This is a genomic window from Cellulosimicrobium sp. G4 BAM 1002, from assembly GCF_057126935.1.
Genome location: NZ_CP182109.1, coordinates 676,279 through 692,726, shown reverse-complemented (window position 1 = coordinate 692,726; position 16,448 = coordinate 676,279). Strand labels below are relative to the sequence as shown.

At 74.3% G+C, this 16,448-nt stretch carries 15 protein-coding genes; 8 read left to right on the top strand and 7 right to left on the bottom strand.

The features are described 5' to 3' along the window. Nucleotides 1–36: 36 nt before the first annotated feature. Genes ACMXGY_RS03170 through ACMXGY_RS03160 form a run of 3 tightly spaced genes read left to right on the top strand, consistent with a single transcriptional unit; the run spans nucleotide 37 to nucleotide 2,449 of the window. The gene (locus ACMXGY_RS03170) at nucleotides 37–1,155 is read left to right on the top strand and encodes an alcohol dehydrogenase catalytic domain-containing protein (protein ID WP_483775436.1); all 1,119 of its coding nucleotides are present in this window, start codon (nucleotides 37–39) and stop codon (nucleotides 1,153–1,155) included. Next, nucleotides 1,152–1,913 carry an SDR family oxidoreductase gene (locus ACMXGY_RS03165; RefSeq protein WP_483775435.1) on the top strand — a complete coding sequence of 254 codons (762 nt, stop codon included), beginning with the start codon at nucleotides 1,152–1,154 and terminating at the stop codon, nucleotides 1,911–1,913. The genes ACMXGY_RS03170 and ACMXGY_RS03165 overlap by 4 nt, the downstream gene beginning before the upstream one ends. Further along, nucleotides 1,910–2,449 carry a MaoC family dehydratase gene (locus ACMXGY_RS03160; RefSeq protein ID WP_483775434.1) on the top strand — a complete coding sequence of 180 codons (540 nt, stop codon included), beginning with the start codon at nucleotides 1,910–1,912 and terminating at the stop codon, nucleotides 2,447–2,449. Before ACMXGY_RS03165 ends, ACMXGY_RS03160 begins: the two co-directional genes overlap by 4 nt. A gap of 117 nt (nucleotides 2,450–2,566) precedes the next feature. Here the strand turns inward: ACMXGY_RS03160 and ACMXGY_RS03155 are convergent, their stop codons facing one another. Continuing rightward, on the bottom strand, nucleotides 2,567–3,790 hold the full coding sequence (locus ACMXGY_RS03155) for an acetyl-CoA C-acetyltransferase (RefSeq protein WP_483775433.1): 1,224 nt from the start codon (nucleotides 3,788–3,790) through the stop codon (nucleotides 2,567–2,569). A 55-nt stretch (nucleotides 3,791–3,845) separates the two neighbouring features. Beyond that, nucleotides 3,846–5,042, bottom strand: a complete 1,197-nt coding sequence (locus tag ACMXGY_RS03150) for an acyl-CoA dehydrogenase family protein (RefSeq protein ID WP_483775432.1) — start codon at nucleotides 5,040–5,042, stop codon at nucleotides 3,846–3,848. Between the two features lie 100 nt (nucleotides 5,043–5,142). On the opposite strand from ACMXGY_RS03150, the gene ACMXGY_RS03145 reads away from it, so the two are divergent. From ACMXGY_RS03145 to ACMXGY_RS03125, 5 genes are all read left to right on the top strand, one after another. Further along, the gene (locus tag ACMXGY_RS03145) at nucleotides 5,143–5,904 is read left to right on the top strand and encodes a QsdR family transcriptional regulator (RefSeq protein ID WP_483775431.1); all 762 of its coding nucleotides are present in this window, start codon (nucleotides 5,143–5,145) and stop codon (nucleotides 5,902–5,904) included. Next, entirely contained in the window at nucleotides 5,901–6,356 is a 456-nt protein-coding gene (locus tag ACMXGY_RS03140; protein ID WP_483775430.1) for an acyl-CoA thioesterase, read from the top strand. The genes ACMXGY_RS03145 and ACMXGY_RS03140 overlap by 4 nt, the downstream gene beginning before the upstream one ends. A gap of 164 nt (nucleotides 6,357–6,520) precedes the next feature. Further along, nucleotides 6,521–7,594, top strand: coding sequence for a phosphotransferase family protein (locus ACMXGY_RS03135; RefSeq protein WP_483775429.1), 1,074 nt, complete (start codon nucleotides 6,521–6,523; stop codon nucleotides 7,592–7,594). A 2-nt stretch (nucleotides 7,595–7,596) separates the two neighbouring features. Continuing rightward, on the top strand, nucleotides 7,597–8,829 hold the full coding sequence (locus ACMXGY_RS03130) for an acyl-CoA dehydrogenase family protein (RefSeq protein ID WP_483776775.1): 1,233 nt from the start codon (nucleotides 7,597–7,599) through the stop codon (nucleotides 8,827–8,829). A 55-nt stretch (nucleotides 8,830–8,884) separates the two neighbouring features. Beyond that, nucleotides 8,885–10,609, top strand: a complete 1,725-nt coding sequence (locus tag ACMXGY_RS03125) for an AMP-binding protein (protein WP_483775428.1) — start codon at nucleotides 8,885–8,887, stop codon at nucleotides 10,607–10,609. A gap of 955 nt (nucleotides 10,610–11,564) precedes the next feature. Here the strand turns inward: ACMXGY_RS03125 and ACMXGY_RS03120 are convergent. The 5 genes from ACMXGY_RS03120 to ACMXGY_RS03100 are packed head-to-tail and all read right to left on the bottom strand — an operon-like array spanning nucleotide 11,565 to nucleotide 16,387. Further along, the gene (locus ACMXGY_RS03120) at nucleotides 11,565–12,857 is read right to left on the bottom strand and encodes an ABC transporter substrate-binding protein (RefSeq protein ID WP_483775427.1); all 1,293 of its coding nucleotides are present in this window, start codon (nucleotides 12,855–12,857) and stop codon (nucleotides 11,565–11,567) included. Between the two features lie 5 nt (nucleotides 12,858–12,862). Next, nucleotides 12,863–14,050: an ABC transporter permease subunit gene (locus ACMXGY_RS03115; RefSeq protein WP_483775426.1), complete on the bottom strand. Its 1,188-nt coding sequence runs from the start codon at nucleotides 14,048–14,050 to the stop codon at nucleotides 12,863–12,865. After that, complete coding sequence (locus ACMXGY_RS03110; RefSeq protein WP_483775425.1) at nucleotides 14,047–14,925, bottom strand: branched-chain amino acid ABC transporter permease; 879 nt, start codon at nucleotides 14,923–14,925, stop codon at nucleotides 14,047–14,049. Before ACMXGY_RS03110 ends, ACMXGY_RS03115 begins: the two co-directional genes overlap by 4 nt. Then, entirely contained in the window at nucleotides 14,925–15,638 is a 714-nt protein-coding gene (locus ACMXGY_RS03105; protein ID WP_483775424.1) for an ABC transporter ATP-binding protein, read from the bottom strand. The genes ACMXGY_RS03110 and ACMXGY_RS03105 overlap by 1 nt, the downstream gene beginning before the upstream one ends. Then, the gene (locus ACMXGY_RS03100; RefSeq protein WP_483775423.1) at nucleotides 15,635–16,387 is read right to left on the bottom strand and encodes an ABC transporter ATP-binding protein; all 753 of its coding nucleotides are present in this window, start codon (nucleotides 16,385–16,387) and stop codon (nucleotides 15,635–15,637) included. Before ACMXGY_RS03100 ends, ACMXGY_RS03105 begins: the two co-directional genes overlap by 4 nt. Nucleotides 16,388–16,448 lie beyond the last annotated feature (61 nt).

Here is a 16,448-nt window from a genome sequence, read left to right as displayed (position 1 = left end):
CGTCGCGACGACGACGTCGAGGAGAGGTGGGCCAGGATGGAGATCCTCGGAGCCGTGCTCGAACGGACGGGCGCCCCGTCGCCCTTCGCCGGGTCGCGCCCGCTGCGCGTGACGACGGTCGAGCTCGACCCGCCCGGGCCGGGCGAGCTCCTCGTGCGCATCGAGGCCGCGGGGCTGTGCCACTCCGACCTGTCCGTCGTGGACGGCAACCGTCCCCGGCCCGTGCCCATACTGCTCGGCCACGAGGCGGCGGGCGTCGTCGAGCAGGCCGGCGACGGCGTCGACGACGTCCGGCCCGGTGACCGCGTCGTCATGACCTTCCTCCCCCGCTGCGGCGCGTGCCCCGAGTGCGCGACCGACGGGCGCCTGCCGTGCCGCACGGGCAGCGCCGCGAACGCCGCCGGGACGCTCGTCGGCGGCGCGCGCCGTCTGCACCGCGACGGCGTCCCGGTCCACCACCACCTCGGCGTCTCCGCGTTCGCGACGCACGCCGTCGTGAGCCGCACGTCCGTCGTCCCGGTGGACGACGACGTCCCGCCCGACGTCGCTGCCCTCCTCGGCTGCGCGGTGCTCACCGGGGGCGGGGCCGTCCTCAACGCCGGGCGCCCACGACCGGGCGAGCCGGTGCTCGTCGTCGGGCTGGGCGGCGTGGGCATGGCCGCGTTGCTCGTGGCGCAGGCGCTGGGTCACGACGTGATCGGCGTCGACGCGGTCGAGGACAAGCTCGCCACGGCCCGCGCGCTCGGCGCGTCCGCGGTGCACACGCCCGCGTCGCTGGTCGAGGCCGGGCTCCGGGCGCCCGTCGTCGTCGAGGCCGCGGGCAGCGCCCGCGCGTTCGAGACCGCGTTCGCCGCGACCGCGCCGGGCGGCACGACGGTCACCGTGGGCCTGCCCGGGCCCGACGCCCGCTCGTCGATCTCCCCGCTGACGCTCACCGCCGAGGCGCGCACCGTCGTCGGGAGCTACCTCGGCTCGGCCGTGCCCGCGCGCGACATCCCGCGCTACGTGCAGCTCTGGCGCGACGGCGCGCTCCCCCTGGAGCGCCTCGTGTCCGCGCACGTGGCGCTCGACGACCTCTGCTCCGCCATGGACCGCCTGGCGACCGGCGCGGAGCTGCGCCAGCTCGTCCGGCCTCACGAAGGGACACCCTCATGACCGAACCGACCCCTCGCACCGCGATCGTCACCGGCGGCGCGCGCGGCATCGGTGCCGCGATCGCGCGACGCCTCGCCCGCGACGGCATGCGGGTCGCCGTCCTCGACCTGCGCGAGGACGACGCCGCGCTCGTCGCGAAGGAGATCGCCGCGGCGGGCGGCGAGGCGCTCGCGCTCGGCACGGATGTCTCGGACGCCGACGCGGTCCAGGCCGCGGTCGCGCGCGTCGTCGACGAGCTCGGCGCCCCGACGGTGCTCGTGAACAACGCGGGCGTGCTGCGCGACAACCTGCTGTTCAAGATGTCCGACGACGACTTCGACACCGTGCTGCGCGTTCACCTGCGCGGGGCGTTCCTCATGGCGCGGGCCGTCCAGGCGCACCAGGTCGCGGCCGGCTGGGGGCGGGTCGTGAACCTGTCGAGCACGTCGGCGCTCGGCAACCGCGGCCAGGCGAACTACGCCGCCGCGAAGGCGGGCATGCAGGGGCTCACCAAGACGTTGGCCCTCGAGCTCGGCCCGTTCGGCGTGACGGCGAACGCGATCGCCCCGGGGTTCGTCGTCACCGACATGACGCGCGCGACGGCGGAGCGGATCGGCGTCGAGTTCGACGACTTCGTCGCGGCCGCGGCGCAGGAGATCCCCGTGCGCCGGGCCGGGCAGCCGGAGGACGTCGCCGCGCTCGCGTCGTTCCTGTGCTCCGAGGAGTCCGGGTTCGTCTCCGGCCAGGTCGTCTACGCGGCGGGAGGGCCGCGCGCATGAGCGCCACGGCGTCCGGCCCGACGGCGTCCCCGTCGACCCCGGCGACCGACACCGTGATCCGGGTCGCGTCCGTCGCCGACCTGCCGTCCGCCGTCGGGCGCACGGCCACGTCCGAGCGGTGGGTCGCCGTCGACCAGGCGCGCATCGACGCGTTCGCGGACGTCACCGAGGACCACCAGTGGATCCACGTCGACCCCGAGCGCGCGGCGGCCGGCCCGTTCGGCGCGCCCGTCGCGCACGGGTACCTCACGCTCTCGCTCCTGCCCGTCCTGACCGCGGGGCTGCTCGACGTGGGCGGCGTCGCGATGCACGTCAACTACGGCCTCGACTCGGTGCGCTTCATCGCCCCGGTCCGTGCCGGCTCACGGGTGCGTGCGACGTCCACCGTCACGGGCGTCGACGACTCCCCCCGGGGTGCGAAGGTCCGCATCCGCGTCACCGTCGAGGTCGAGGGCTCGGAGGGCTCGGAGGGCTCGGAGGGCTCGGACAAGCCCGCGCTCGTCGCGGACACCGTCGTGCTCGTCGTCCCGGCCTGACCGGCCGGGTCACCCGCCCACCCGCCACGAGCGCCGACCAGAACGCTGAGTGCATGAGATGTGCGGCCTCGAAACGATTCGGGACCGCCATTCTCATGCACTCAGCGCTGTGTCGGATCAGACGCGCTCGAGGACCATCGCCATGCCCTGGCCCCCGCCCACGCACATCGTCTCCAGCCCGTAGCGCCCACCGGTCTCGGCGAGGCCATGGACCAGGGTGGACGTGATGCGCGCACCCGTCATGCCGAACGGGTGCCCGACGGCGATCGCCCCGCCGTGGACGTTGAGCCGGTCGAGGTCGACGCCGAGCTCCTTCGCGCTCGGCAGCACCTGCGCGGCGAACGCCTCGTTGATCTCGACGAGGTCCACCTGGTCGATCGTCAGCCCGGCGCGCGCGAGCGCCTGGCGGCTCGCCTCGACGGGCCCGAGGCCCATGATCTCCGGCGACAGCCCGCTGACGCCGGTCGAGACGATCCGGGCGAGAGGCTGCAGGCCGAGCTCGTCGACGACGCGCCCGCTCACGACCACCACCGCGGCCGCCCCGTCGTTGAGCGGGCAGCAGTTCCCGGCGGTCACGGTCCCGTCGGGGCGGAACACGGGGTCCAGCCCTGCGAGCGACTCGACGGTCACGCCCGCGCGCGGGCCGTCGTCGGCCGTCACGCGCGTGCCGTCCGGGAGCGTGACGGGCGTGATGTCCCGGGACCAGAACCCGCTCGCGATCGCGGCCTGCGCGCGCTGCTGGCTCAGCGCCGCGTACTCGTCCTGCTCGCGGCGCGACGTGCCGGTGAGCTGCGCGACGTTCTCCGCCGTCTGGCCCATCGCGACGTACACGTCCGGGAGCTCGCCCGCGAGGCGCGGGTCGGTCCAGGGCTCGGCGCCCGCCTCGGCGCGGCGGACGGTGCGTCCGACGGCGGTCGCGAACCGGGGGTTGGTGAGGTCCTCCCCCGGGATGTGGTCGGCCGTGCCGCGCGCGGTGCTGCTCACGGACTCGACGCCGGCGGAGACGAACACGTCGCCCTCCCCCGCGCGGATCGCGTGGAACGCCATGCGCGTGGTCTGCAGGCTCGACGAGCAGTAGCGGTTGACGGTCGTGCCGGGCACGCCGTCGAGCCCGAGCAGCACGGCGACGACGCGGGCCATGTTCATGCCCTGCTCCCCACCCGGCTGCCCGCACCCGAGCAGCAGGTCCTCGACCCGGCCCGGGTCGAGCGTGGGGACCTGGGCGAGCGCGGCCCGGACCATCTCGGCGGCGAGGTCGTCCGGGCGCACCTCCCGCAGCGACCCCTTGAACGCGCGCCCGATGGGCGAGCGGGCGACGGCGACGACGTAGGCCTCCTGCACGGTGGCCTCCTTCCGGTGGTGCGTGTCGGTGGTGGGTCTCGTGTCGGCGAAGGGCTCAGACGAAGGCCTGATGGCCCGTGATCGCGCGCCCGACGATGAGCGTGTTCATGTCGCGCGTGCCCTCGTAGGTGTAGACGGCCTCGGCGTCGGCGAAGTAGCGCGCGACGCCGTGGTCGAGCTGGATGCCGTTGCCGCCGAGCACCTCGCGGCAGCGCGCGACGGTCGCCCGCATGCGCGTGGTCGCGAACGACTTGGCGAGCGCGGCGTGCTCGTCGCGCTGGTTGCCCTCCTCGGCGAGCAGCGAGAGCCGGCGGCACAGCGCGATGCTCGCCGTGATGTCGGCCAGGGACTCCGCGAGCTTGTCCTGGACGAGCTGGAACGACCCGAGCGGGCGGCCGAACTGCTCGCGCTGGGCCACGTAGGCCACGGCGGCCTCGTACGCGCCGACGGCGAGCCCGACCGCCTGCCACGCGACCTCGGCCCGCGTGGGGCGCAGCACGGCCGCGACGTCGCGGAACGACGAGACCCGCTGCAGGCGGTCCTCCTCGGCGACCTCGACGCCGTCGATCTCGATGTCGGCGTTCTGCACGGTGCGCAGCGCCTGCTTGCGCTCGATCTTCGTGACCGTCAGGCCGGGCGTGCCCGTGCGGACGAGGAAGCCCTTGACCTGGTCGTCGGCGACGTCCTTGGCCCACACGACGATCACGTCCGCGAACGTCGCGTTGCCGATCCAGCGCTTGGCCCCGTGCAGGACCCACGTCTCGCCGCGACGCTCGGCCGTCGTGCGCAGGCCGCGCGAGGTGTCGGACCCGGAGTACGGCTCGGTAAGCCCGAACGCGCCCATGACCTCGCCCCGGCCCATCGGCGGGAGCCAGCGCTCGCGCTGCTCCGGGGAGCCGCCGCCCGCGATCGCGGTCATGGTGAGCCCGGTCTGGACGCCGACGAACGTCGCGATCGACGGGTCGACGCGCGCGAGCTCGAGCGCGACCCAGCCGCGGTAGAGCATCCCGTTCTCGAATCGCGCGGTCTCCGGCAGGTGCGCGCCGAACAGGCCGAGGTCGGCGAGCCCGGGGATCAGGTGGTGGGGGAACTCGGCGCGGTCCCAGCAGTCGTCGGCGATCGGGCGCACCTCGCGCTCGAGGAACTCGCGGATCGTCAGGACGCGTCCCTGCTCGTCGGGCGAGAGCTCGGTCTGCACCCCGTAGAAGTCGCTCGCGAGCGTCGCGGGCGGTGCCGCGGTGGTCGTGGTCATGCGTGCCTCCGGTGGATCGTCGGTGATCTCCTCGCCGCCAGTGTGCATCAAAATCGAAAATGTTGCACGCATCGGTTTCCACGGCGGTAGAGTGCCCGGCATGGCAGGTGACGACGACGCCCCCGGCGCGGAGACGACCCGAGCGGCCGGCCCGACGACGGCCCTGGCGACCGGCGCGACCGTCCCGGCACCCGGCGTGCCCCTGCCGGAGGCTCGGCTCGGGCACGTGGGGACGGCGGCCGCGCCGTCGTGGCTGTCGGAGCGGCTCGTCTCCGGGACGCACGCCGACACCGTCACGGCGTTCCGCCGGGCGCGCGAGACGTTCATCGCGGGCGAGCGGATCGACATGGGCCGCCTCGCGACGTCGCTCGGCGTGGACCGCACGAGCCTGTTCCGCTGGGTCGGGAACCGTGACGCCCTGCTCTCCGAGGTGCTGTGGTCGCTCGCCGTGCCCACGCTCGAGCAGGCCGACGCCGCGGCCGCCGGGCTGCACGGCGCCGAGCGCGTGGCGTCGGTCCTGACGACCTTCGTCCACGACCTCATCACGGCCGGGTACTTCCGGACGTTCCTGCAGCGCGAGCCCGCCCGTGCGCTGCGCCTGCTCACGACGAAGGAGAGCCAGATCCAGCGGCGCTACGTCGCCGAGGTCGAGGCGCTCGTCGACGCCGAGCTCGGCCCGCGCCCCCTCGGCCGCGACATCGAGCCCCGCGAGATCGCCTACCTGCTCGTCCGCATCAGCGAGTCGTTCACGTACGCCGACCTCATCGCGGGCGACGTCCCGAGCGCGACGCGTGCGCGGACCGCGTTCGAGCTCGTGCTGCACCTCGACCGCCCCGGTACGGGCGCACCCTCGCCCGCATGACCACCACGGAGGAGCCCGTGACCGATGCACCCCCCGCCTACGGACATCGCTCGCCGTTCCCCACCCGCTGGAACGACGACGACGTCTACGGCCACGTCAACAACACCGTCTACTACGAGGCGATGGACACCGCGATCAACACGTGGCTCGTGCGCGTCGCGGGGCTCGACCGGCTGGCCGGGCCGGCGATCGGGCTGTGCGTGAGCAGCTCGTGCGAGTACCGTGCGTCGGCGTCGTTCCCCGACGCGCTCGAGGTCGGCCTGCGGGCGGGACGCCTCGGGACGTCGAGCGTCGGGTGGGAGCTGGGCATCCTGCGCGCGGGCGAGGACGTGCCGATCGCCGAGGGCCGGTTCGTGCACGTGTTCGTGGACCGCGAGACGCGGCGCCCGACGCCTGTCCCGGACCCGATCCGTGCCGCGATCGAGCGCGACCTCCTGGTCTCCGCGCGCTGAGTGCGGGCCTCTTGTCGCGGAGAGGCCGCGACGACGACAAATCTCCAGCACTCAGCGGCAGCGGAGGATCGATCGCCCCATACCGACCGCGCGGTATGATCGACCGAGCCGGGGTCGCCCGGCATCCCGACGACGCGCGACGCAGCGCGGAGAGGTGGTCGACGATGACCCGTCCGACGGCGAGCCCGCCCGGGCTCGAGGTGCACCGGCTCGACCAGTGGTTGCGCCGGACGCACCCCGAGCTCGCCACGCAGGACCCGCTGTCCGCGACGGTGATCGCCGGCGGCCGCAGCAACCTCACCTACCGCGTCGAGGGCGCCGTCGTGCCGCTGGTCCTGCGCAGGCCCCCGCTCGGCCACGTGCTGTCCACCGCGCACGACATGGCGCGCGAGCACCGCGTGATCGCGGCGCTGCAGGGCACGCCCGTGCCGGTGCCGCGCGTCGTCGACCTGGTCGACGACCACGACGGCACGGCCGGGACCGGGACGCCGTTCTTCCTCATGGAGCACGTGGCCGGGGAGGTGCTGGCGGACCCGGCCCAGAACGCGGCGTACTCCGCCGCGGAGCTGCGCGCGCTCTCGCTCGAGCTCGCCGAGACCCTCGCCGAGCTGCACCGCGTGGACCCGGCCGCCGTCGGCCTCGCGGACTTCGGCCGGCCCGACGGCTACCTCGAGCGCCAGCTGCGCCGGTGGGCCACCCAGCTCGACGCGTCGCGCTCGCGCGACGTGCCCGCCCTCGAGCAGCTCGGCGCGCGGCTCCGCGAGCACGTCCCCGAGCAGCTGGCAGCCGGGATCGTGCACGGGGACTTCCGGCTCGACAACGCCATCGTGAGCCGCGGGGCCGGGAGGGCCCCCCGCGTGGCGGCGATCCTCGACTGGGAGATGGCGACGCTCGGGGACCCGACCGTCGACCTCGGCATGCTGGGCCTGTACTGGGACATCCGCGCGCTCGGCGAGGCCGCCGCGGGCGTCGCGACGAGCGCCGTCGACGCCGCGGCCGGGTACCCCGCGTTCGAGGAGCTCGTCGACGCGTACGAGGCCCGGCGCGGCTGGCCGGTCCCCGAGCTGTCGTGGTACCGCGCGTTCGGCGCGTACAAGCTCGGCGTGATCCTCGAGGGCGTGCACTTCCGCTACCGCGCGGGCGAGACGGTCGGCGACGGCTTCGACGTCATCGGCGACCTCGTCACCCCGCTCGCCGACGAGGGCCTCGCGCGACTCGCGGGCGCCCGGAGGGGATGACCGTGGACTTCGAGCCCGACGCCACGACGCGCGACGTCGTCGCGCGCACCCAGGCCTTCCTCGACGAGCACGTGCTCCCCGCGGAGCCGGTGCTCGCGCGCCAGGTCGAGGCGACCCCCGACGACTGGTCGTTCCGGCCGGTCGTGCGCGAGCTGCAGACCGAGGCGCGCGAGCGCGGCCTGTGGAACCTGTTCCTGCCCGGGCCGGACGGCGGCGGCCTCACGACGCTCCAGTACGCGCCGGTGGCCGAGCTCAGCGGCCGCAGCCCACGCCTCGCGCCGGTCGCGATGAACTGCGCCGCACCCGACACGGGCAACATGGAGCTCCTGCACGAGTTCGGCACGCCCGCCCAGAAGGAGCAGTGGCTTGCCCCGCTCCTCCGCGGCGAGATCCGCTCGGCGTTCTGCATGACCGAGCCCGACGTCGCGTCGTCGGACGCGAGCCAGATCGCGACGCGCATCCGCCGGGACGGCGACCACTACGTGATCACCGGCCGCAAGTGGTGGTCGACCGGCGCGATGAACCCCGACGCGCGGATCCTCGTCGTCATGGGGTCCACCGACCCGGACGCGGACCGCCATCGCCGGCAGAGCATGATCCTCGTGCCGCGCGACATCCCGGGCGTGCGCGTCGTCCGGCCCTTGACCGTGTTCGGCTACGACGACCGCGAGCACGGCGGCCACGCGGAGATCGTGCTCGACGACGTCCGCGTCCCCGCGTCGAACCTCGTCGCGGGCGAGGGCGACGGGTTCCGCATCGCCCAGGCCCGGCTCGGTCCGGGCCGGATCCACCACTGCATGCGCGCGCTCGGCATGGCCGGACGCGCGCTCGACCTCGTGCGCGAGCGCGCGACGACGCGCACCGCGTTCGGGCGCACGCTCGCCCAGCAGGGCGTCGTCCGCGAGTGGGTCGCCGAGTCGCGCGTCCAGCTCGAGGCGCTGCGACTGCTCGTGCTCAAGACGGCGTGGCTCATGGACACGGTCGGCAACCGCGCGGCGATGCGCGAGATCCAGGCCATCAAGATCGCGGTGCCGCGCGCCGTCCAGCAGATCCTCGACCGCGCGATCCAAGTGTTCGGCGCCGCCGGCCTCTCCGGCGACCAGCCGCTCGCCGAGATGTTCGCCGCCGCACGCGCCATGCGGCTCGCCGACGGACCCGACGAGGTCCACCTCGCGACGCTCGGCCGCGCCGAGCTCGCCACCCCCGCACCGCCGACGCCGTCCGGGCGCCGGTGACCGTCGCACCACCGACACCCGCCACGCACCACCGACACCGAAGGGACCTCGACCAATGACTGCTCCAGGTGACCTCGACCGTGACCTCTCCCCCGCACCGGCACCGGGCGACGCCTCCCGCCCGGCGCCCGCGCCGTCGTCGTCCACTCCCCCTGACGCCCGAGCCGGCCTCGTGCCCGACCCCGTGCTGACCGGCCCGGGGTTCGGCACTCTGTCCATCGCGGCCAACCTCGCGGAGACCGCGCACCGCCGGCCGGGCGCGACGGCCTTCCTCGTGGGCGACGCCGTCGTCACCTATGGCGACCTGTGGGACCAGACGCGCGCGTACGCCGGTGCGCTGCTCGCGCGCGGCGTGCGCCCGGGCGACCGCGTCGCGATGCTCGTGCCCAACGTGCCCGACTTCGCGCGCGTCTACTACGCGGCGCTGTCGATCGGCGCCGTCGTCGTGCCGATCCACCTGCTGTTCAAGGCCACGGAGATCGAGTTCGTGCTGCGCGACGCCGGAGCGAGCCTCCTCGTCGCGGGCGCGCCGTTCCTCGCCGAGGCGGGGCCGGCGGCCGCCGCGGCGGGGATCCCGACGGTGACCGTGCTCGTGCCGGACGCGCTGCGCGACCAGGTGCCGTTCCCGCGGCTGGAGGACGAGGCCGCACAGGCCGAGCCGGTCCGCACGTACGCGTCGGTCAACCCGCTGGCCGCCGCGACGATCCTCTACACGAGCGGCACGACCGGGCGCCCCAAGGGCGCGGTCGGCTCGCACCTGGCGATGATCGAGCAGGTGCACGTCGCGCTCATCGACACGTTCGACCTGCGGCCCGAGGACGTCGTGTTCGGCGGGCTGCCGTTCTTCCACACGTTCGGGCAGATGGCGGTGCTCAACATCGCGTTCCGCAAGGGCGCGGCGATCGTGCTGCTGCCGAAGTTCGACCCGGACGAGGCGCTCGCACTCCTCGTCCGGCACCGCGCGACGGTGTTCACGGCCGTCCCCACGATGTTCGTCGGCATGGTCCAGGCCGCCGAGCGCAACCCCGACCGGCCGCCGCTGCGCTACGCCGTGTCCGGCGGTGCCGCGCTCCCCGTGCCGCTGCTCGAGGCGTTCTCGCGCACGTTCGGCGCCGAGGTGCACGAGGGCTACGGGCTCACCGAGACGTCGCCCACGGCCGCGTTCAACCCCGTCGGCGAGCCGATCCGGCCCGGGACGGTCGGGCGCCCGCTCTGGGGCGTGGACGTCGAGATCGCCGCCGCCGACGTCGACGACCGCGTCGACCTCCTGGGCCCCGGCGAGCTCGGCGAGATCGTCATCCGGGGCCACAACCTCTTCAAGGGGTACCTCGGCAACCCGGAGGCGAACGCGCAGACCGTCGTCGACGGCTGGTTCCGCACCGGCGACCTCGGCACCAAGGACGCCGACGACATCGTCACGATCGTCGACCGCAAGAAGGACATGATCGTCCGCAACGGCTACAACGTGTACCCGAGCGAGGTCGAGGACGTCATGACGGGCCACCCCGCCGTCGCCCAGGCCGCGGTGTTCGGCCTCGCGGACGACACGCGCGGGCAGGAGGTGCACGCCGCCGTCGTGCTCATGCCGGGCCGGACGGCGGATCCCGCGGAGATCATCGAGTTCACCCAGCAGCGCGTGGCCGCGTACAAGTTCCCGCGCCACGTGCACCTGGTCGAGTCCCTCCCGCTGGGCGGCTCGGGCAAGGTCCTCAAGCGCGAGCTCGTCGCGACCTTCGAGGCCGCCCGCACCACCGATCCCGCTGAGCCAGCGCCGAGGTAGAACCCTGGTAGCCCGAGGTAGAACCCTGGTAGCCCGAGGTAGAACCCTGGTCCGCCGAAGTAGAACCCTGGTCGACCTAGGTATGACCTCGGTCGGGCGGCGCGGGCGGTGGTGGTCGGGTCCGCGTGCGGGGCGGCGTCGGTGCTCGGGCTGTCCGCGCCGTCACCCTGGCCTTTCGGGCTTGGGTTTGAGGAGCGCGGCCTTGACGCCCTTCGCATCCGACGCCGCCCCACCCGCTCAGCCCTCACCTCTCCGCGGGCAGCACGCGGCCGGGCCCCGCCGAGGCAGAACCGTGGCGCCGCGAGGCAGAACCGTGGCGCCGCGAGGCAGAACCCCGGCCCGCCGAGGTAGAACCCTCTGGTCGGGCGAGGTAGAACCGTGGTCGCGCGAAGTAGAACCGTGGTCGCGCGAGATAGAACCCTGGCCGTGCGAGGTAGAGCCGTGGTCGGCCCTGGTCGGGCGCCGAAGTGCGGGACCCGGGTGCGCGAGCCCGCTGTGGGCGGGTCGACTGATCACCAGCTCGCGGGCGCGGAGTGCCGTTGCCGGTCACCCGGGTAGGACGAGCCCGCTCGCCCGCTCGGCGAGGCCCCGTCAGCACCGTCCGGGTGAGCCCCCTAACGCTCGACCCAGCATCCGGGCGGTCGCCCGAGGCGAGCGAGGACCGGGGTGGGACGACGCCGGGAGGGGTGGGTGGGGGCGCCGCGTCGTGGTCGGGCCTGGCGGGAGCGCCGCGAGGAACGAGCGGCGCGGATAGACGCGGCGCCCCCACCCACCCCGAAACCCAGGGCGACCACGCGCCGTCGGGCAGCGTGACGACGGTTCTACCTCGCGCGGCCAGGGTTCTATCTCGCGCGACCAGGGTTCTACCTCGGCGGACCACGGTTCTACCTCGGCAGACCGGGGTTCTATCTCGCGCGACCGCGGTCCTCCCTCGGCGGACTCGGGTTCTCGCTCGTCAGGGCTGAGGGATGCCGTCGTTCTCGAACGGGACCGGGTCGCCGGTGAAGTCCTCGACGGGGCCGTCGGCGGAGTCGGTGGCGTAGACCGGGCCGACGTAGTCCTGGACGCCGCTCGCCACGACGGTGATGCCGACGCCGTCGTACGCCGAGTGGCTGTCGGCGGAGAAGCCGAGCGGCATGATCCCCGCGCCGACGACGTCGCCGGACTCGAGCGCCTCGACGAGGCTCTCGCGCGTCGGGTCGACGCCGGCCCGAGCAAGCGCCTCCGCGAACGTGTAGGCGACCGACATCCCGTAGACGGTGTTGCCGTCGAACGGCGCGCCGTCGTTGTACTCGTCGTTCACCTCGCGGAAGTGCGCGACCCACGGGTCGTCGGGGCTGAAGGACAGGTAGTTGGTCGAGACGAAGCCTTCGAGCAGCAGGGGCGCGACGTCCTCGCCGAGGAAGCCCGCGAGGGTCGGGTAGTCGCCGCCGGACGACGACGAGAGCCACCGGGCCTGGTAGCCGAGCTTCGCCGCCGTCCCGAGCGCGAGCGCCGTGAAGCCGTTGACGGTCGCGAGGAAGTTCGTGTCGCACCCGGCGGCCTGCATGGCGCCGATCTGCGCGGAGACGTCCTGGTTCGAGACGGAGTACGTCTGGACGGACGCGAGGCCGTCGGCGCCGAGGACCGCTTCGAGGCCCTGCCGGAACTCCTCCCCGAAGTCGTCGTCCTGGCCGAGCACGCAGTAGGTGGTGCCGTCGAGCTCCTCCTGGGCGTAGTGGGCGAGGGCCTTGCCCTCGACCACGTAGTCGGCGTTGAACGCGAACGTCCAGGGGTACTCCTCGGGCTGGTCCCAGCTCGTGCTGCCGGACGCGACGAAGAGGTCGGGCACCTCGTTCTGGTCGAGGTAGTCGAGGACCGCGGAGTGGGTGGGCGTGCCGAGCCCGTTGAGGATCGCGAAGACCTCGTCCTCCTGGACGAGCTCGCGCACGACGGTCTGGGTGTTCGCGGGGTTGTACCCGTCGTCCTTGACGACGTACTCGATCGTGCGGCCGTTGATCCCGCCCTTCTCGTTGAGGTAGGCGAAGTACGCGGTGGCCGCGGCCGAGATCGACGAGTAGCCGGCGGCGGCGGGGCCGGTGAGCGGCGTGTGCGTCCCGACGGTGACCGTGGAGTCGGTGACGCCGGTGGCGTCGCCGCCGTCGTCGTCGGTCGCGGTGGACCCGGGGACGCTGCAGGCCGCGAGGCTGAGCGCCAGCACGGGGACGAGGGCTGCGGCCGCGCGCGGGCGGCGGGTGGGGAGTGACATCGACGTCACCTCTCTGTGTCGGCGTAGGTCGGTTCGGCGGGAGGTTCTGCGGGGGTTGGCGCTGCGGTGGCTGGTCCGGCGGCGGCCGGTCCGGCCGGGCCGGGGGCCGGGGTCGACGGCGCGCGGCTCGGCCGGGACGAGTGCCGGGACCTCGACCGGGACTGCAGGGCGCCGACGACGCCGCCCGGGGCGGCGACCATGACGACGACGAGCAGGACGCCGAACAGCAGGACGGCGAGGTTGCCGTCGAGCCGCTGGGCCAGGTCCGCGGGCACGGGCAGGGCGTCGGCCGCGAGACCGGCGAGCCAGGGCACGAGGACGAGCAGGACGGCGCCGACCGTCGCGCCGCGCAGGCTGCCGAGGCCGCCCAGGACGACGGCGACGAGCAGCAGGAGCGACAGCGCCAGCCCGTAGCCGCCCGGGGCGACCGACTGGGTCACGTAGCAGAGCACGGCGCCGCCCAGGCCTGCCCCGACGGCGCTCGCCGTGAAGGTCGCGACCATGACCCGCCCGGCGGGGATGCCGGCCAGCCGGGCGGCGACGGCGTCGTCCCGCACCGCGCGGATGCGCAGGCCGAGGCGGCCGTCGCGCAGGAGCGCGAGACCGGTGACGACGACGGCGGCCACGACGACCGCGACCCACGCCTGCCACTGCTCGAGGGCGACGAACCGCTGCAAGGGTTCGGGCACGCCGTCGAACGCGACCTGGACGCCCTGGTCGCCGCGGAGCACCGTGCTCCACGTCGTGGCGAGCGCGGGGAGCGCGAGGACGAGGGCGAGCGTGAGCCCGGCGAGGTACGGGCCGTGCAGACGTGCACCGGCGAGCCCGAGGAGCAGCCCGAGCGCCCCCGCGACCAGGGCACCGGCGAGCACGGACGGCACGACCCGTGCGGCACCCTCGAGCCCGGCCTCGGTCAGCGCGTTCGCGGTGAGCGCGTAGCCGTAGCCGCCCGCCGCCATGAGCGCCGCGTGCCCGAGCGAGACCTGCCCGGCGAGGCCGACGACGAGGGTGAGCCCCGCCGTCGCGCACAGGTAGACGGCGACGAGCGCGACCTGGTAGCTGCGGAAGGGGTCGAGGAACAGGACCGCGACGAGGAGGGCCGGCGTGACGAGCGCGGCGAGGACGAGCGTACGGCGCGGACCGGTGAGCCCGGGCAGCAGTCGGTGGGCCGGCTGGACGGCGGGAGTGCTCATGCGCGCCTCGCCTCCCCCACCGCGAGCAGACCATGGGGCCGCACGAGCAGCACCACCACGAGGAGCACGAGCACGGCCAGGGGCGCGACGCTCGCGCCGAGGTATCCGGTGACGAGGCTGATGAGCACGCCCACCCCCACGCCGCCGACGAGAGCGCCGACCGGCGAGTCCAGGCCCCCGACCACCGCGACGGTGAAGCCGAGGACGAAGAGCATGTCGGTCGCGTGCGGCGTCAGGCCGAGCTCGGTCGGCACCAGCAGCACCGCGGCGAGCGCGGCCACCGCCGACGAGAGTGCCCACCCGAGAGTGAGCAGCCGCGACACCCGGACGCCCAGGATGCGCGACACCTCGGGCGCGAACGCCGCGGCGCGCATCTGCAGCCCGATCGGGGTGCGCGTGAAGAGCAGCCCGAGGCCTGCCATGACGACGAGCGCGACGACGAGGACGAACAGGTCGTACGGCGAGAGGAGCGGGACGCCGCCGACGCTGATCGGCGTCTCGTCGAAGGGCGCTTCGACCGGCAGCGTCCGGCCGCCCACGAGGATGCCGAGCGCGGACTGGAGGATCATCACGAGCCCCACCGCCACGATCACCCCGGCGAGCGGCGAGCTGCCGGCGACGCGACGCATCAGGCCCCGTTCCACCGCCCAGCCGAGTACCGCTCCGGCGACGAGGGCCGCGACGAGCCCCACGAAGAAGCTCCCCGTCAGGCCGGTCACGACGAACGCGACGTACGTCGCGGTCACCGCCATCGCCCCCTGGGCGAAGTTCACGACGCGCGCCGCGCGCCAGACGAGGACGAGCGAGAGCGCGAAGAGGGCGAGCACGGCCCCACGGGCGAGGCCCGTGCCGAGCAGGAACACGAGTCGGTCCATCAGAACCCCAGGTAGGCGTGGCGGAGGGTGGTGTCGTGCAGGAGCTCGGCGGCGGGACGGCTCGCGACGACCTCGCCGAGGCCGAGCACGACGCCGTGGTCGGCGACCGAGAGCGCGCTCGAGACGTTCTGCTCGGCCAGCAGGACCGTGAGGCCCGTCGCGTCGCACAGCCGGCGCAGGACGGTCATGATCTGGGCGACGACGCGCGGCGCGAGCCCGAGCGACGGCTCGTCGAGCAGCAGCACGCGCGGAGCGGCGACGAGCGCGCGGGCGAGCGCGAGCATCTGGCGCTCGCCGCCCGAGAGCTGGTGCCCCGGGCTCGTGCGCCGCCGGGCGAGCGGCTCGAACAGCTCGTAGGCGTCGGCGATCGCGGCCCGCCGTTCTGCGGGGCTCCGCCACAGCGCGCCGAGCCGCAGGTTCTCCTCGACCGTGAGCTCGACGACGACCCCCCGCCCCTCGGGCACGTGCGCGAGCCCGCGTCGGGATCGGTCCTCGACGCTGACACCCGCGAGGTCGTCGCCGTCGAGGCGGACCGTTCCCCGCGCGGCGGGCACGAGTCCCGAGGTGGTGCGCAGCAGCGTCGTCTTGCCGGCGCCGTTCGCGCCGACGAGCGCCACGATCCGCCCGTGCGGGACGTCGAGGTGCACGTCGCGCAGCACGGGCGCACCGCCGTAGCCGACCGTGAGGCCGTCGACCTCGAGCGCGGCCGTCACCGGTCGACCTCCGTGCCCAGGTAGGCCTCCTCGACCGCCGGGTCGTCGCGGACGTCGGCGGGCGTCCCGCTCGCGATGACGCGGCCGAAGTCGAGCACGACGACGCGGTCGCACACGCTCATGACGAAGTCGACGTGGTGCTCGACGAGGAGCACGGCACAGCCCGACGACGCGACCCGGCGCACGAGCGTCGCGAGCTCGGAAATGTCGTCGGAGCCCAGCCCGCCCGCCGGCTCGTCGAGCAGGAGCAGGCCGGGGCGCGAGACGAGCGCCCGCGCGAGGGCGACCTTCTTCTGCTCCGGGTAGGGCAGCGTCGTCGGACGGGCGTCCGTGAGGTGGCCGATACCGAGTTCGTCCAGACGATCCTGTGCCGCGCGCGTGCGCCCGGCGGCGCGGCGCTCGGGGCTCGCCGCGACGACGTTCTCCAGGACCGAGAGCCCGGCGAACAGCCCGAGTCCCTGGAGCGTGCGCGCGACGCCGTGCCCGACGAGCCGCGACGGTCGCGGTGCGTGCGGGCCGCCGGCACCGCCGATCGACACCGTGCCAGCGCTCGGTGCCACGAGCCCGCACACGGCGTTGAACAGCGTCGTCTTGCCGGCCCCGTTGGGGCCGATGAGGCCGACGACCTCGCCGTCGTCGACGTGGAGCGAGACGTCGGACAGTGCGGTGAGCCCGCCGAACCGCACGGTGAGACCGTGCACGGCGAGCCGCGGGACCAGCGTCGCGGGGGGAGCAGCGGTGGTGGACATCGGCACCTCTTCGTGTCGGTTGACGCCCACGATACAACAGAGACCGACCGGCCGGTATGTC

What these genes read in the sequence shown, in the direction of transcription:
- ACMXGY_RS03170 (WP_483775436.1), top strand. Translation starts at nt 37, where the DNA reads ATGGAGATCCTCGGAGCCGTGCTCGAACGGACGGGCGCCCCGTCGCCC.
- ACMXGY_RS03165 (WP_483775435.1), top strand. Translation starts at nt 1,152, where the DNA reads ATGACCGAACCGACCCCTCGCACCGCGATCGTCACCGGCGGCGCGCGC.
- ACMXGY_RS03160 (WP_483775434.1), top strand. Translation starts at nt 1,910, where the DNA reads ATGAGCGCCACGGCGTCCGGCCCGACGGCGTCCCCGTCGACCCCGGCG.
- ACMXGY_RS03150 (WP_483775432.1), bottom strand. Translation starts at nt 5,042, where the DNA reads ATGACCACGACCACCGCGGCACCGCCCGCGACGCTCGCGAGCGACTTC.
- ACMXGY_RS03145 (WP_483775431.1), top strand. Translation starts at nt 5,143, where the DNA reads ATGGCAGGTGACGACGACGCCCCCGGCGCGGAGACGACCCGAGCGGCC.
- ACMXGY_RS03140 (WP_483775430.1), top strand. Translation starts at nt 5,901, where the DNA reads ATGACCACCACGGAGGAGCCCGTGACCGATGCACCCCCCGCCTACGGA.
- ACMXGY_RS03135 (WP_483775429.1), top strand. Translation starts at nt 6,521, where the DNA reads ATGACCCGTCCGACGGCGAGCCCGCCCGGGCTCGAGGTGCACCGGCTC.
- ACMXGY_RS03125 (WP_483775428.1), top strand. Translation starts at nt 8,885, where the DNA reads ATGACTGCTCCAGGTGACCTCGACCGTGACCTCTCCCCCGCACCGGCA.
- ACMXGY_RS03120 (WP_483775427.1), bottom strand. Translation starts at nt 12,857, where the DNA reads ATGTCACTCCCCACCCGCCGCCCGCGCGCGGCCGCAGCCCTCGTCCCC.
- ACMXGY_RS03115 (WP_483775426.1), bottom strand. Translation starts at nt 14,050, where the DNA reads ATGAGCACTCCCGCCGTCCAGCCGGCCCACCGACTGCTGCCCGGGCTC.
- ACMXGY_RS03110 (WP_483775425.1), bottom strand. Translation starts at nt 14,925, where the DNA reads ATGGACCGACTCGTGTTCCTGCTCGGCACGGGCCTCGCCCGTGGGGCC.
- ACMXGY_RS03100 (WP_483775423.1), bottom strand. Translation starts at nt 16,387, where the DNA reads ATGTCCACCACCGCTGCTCCCCCCGCGACGCTGGTCCCGCGGCTCGCC.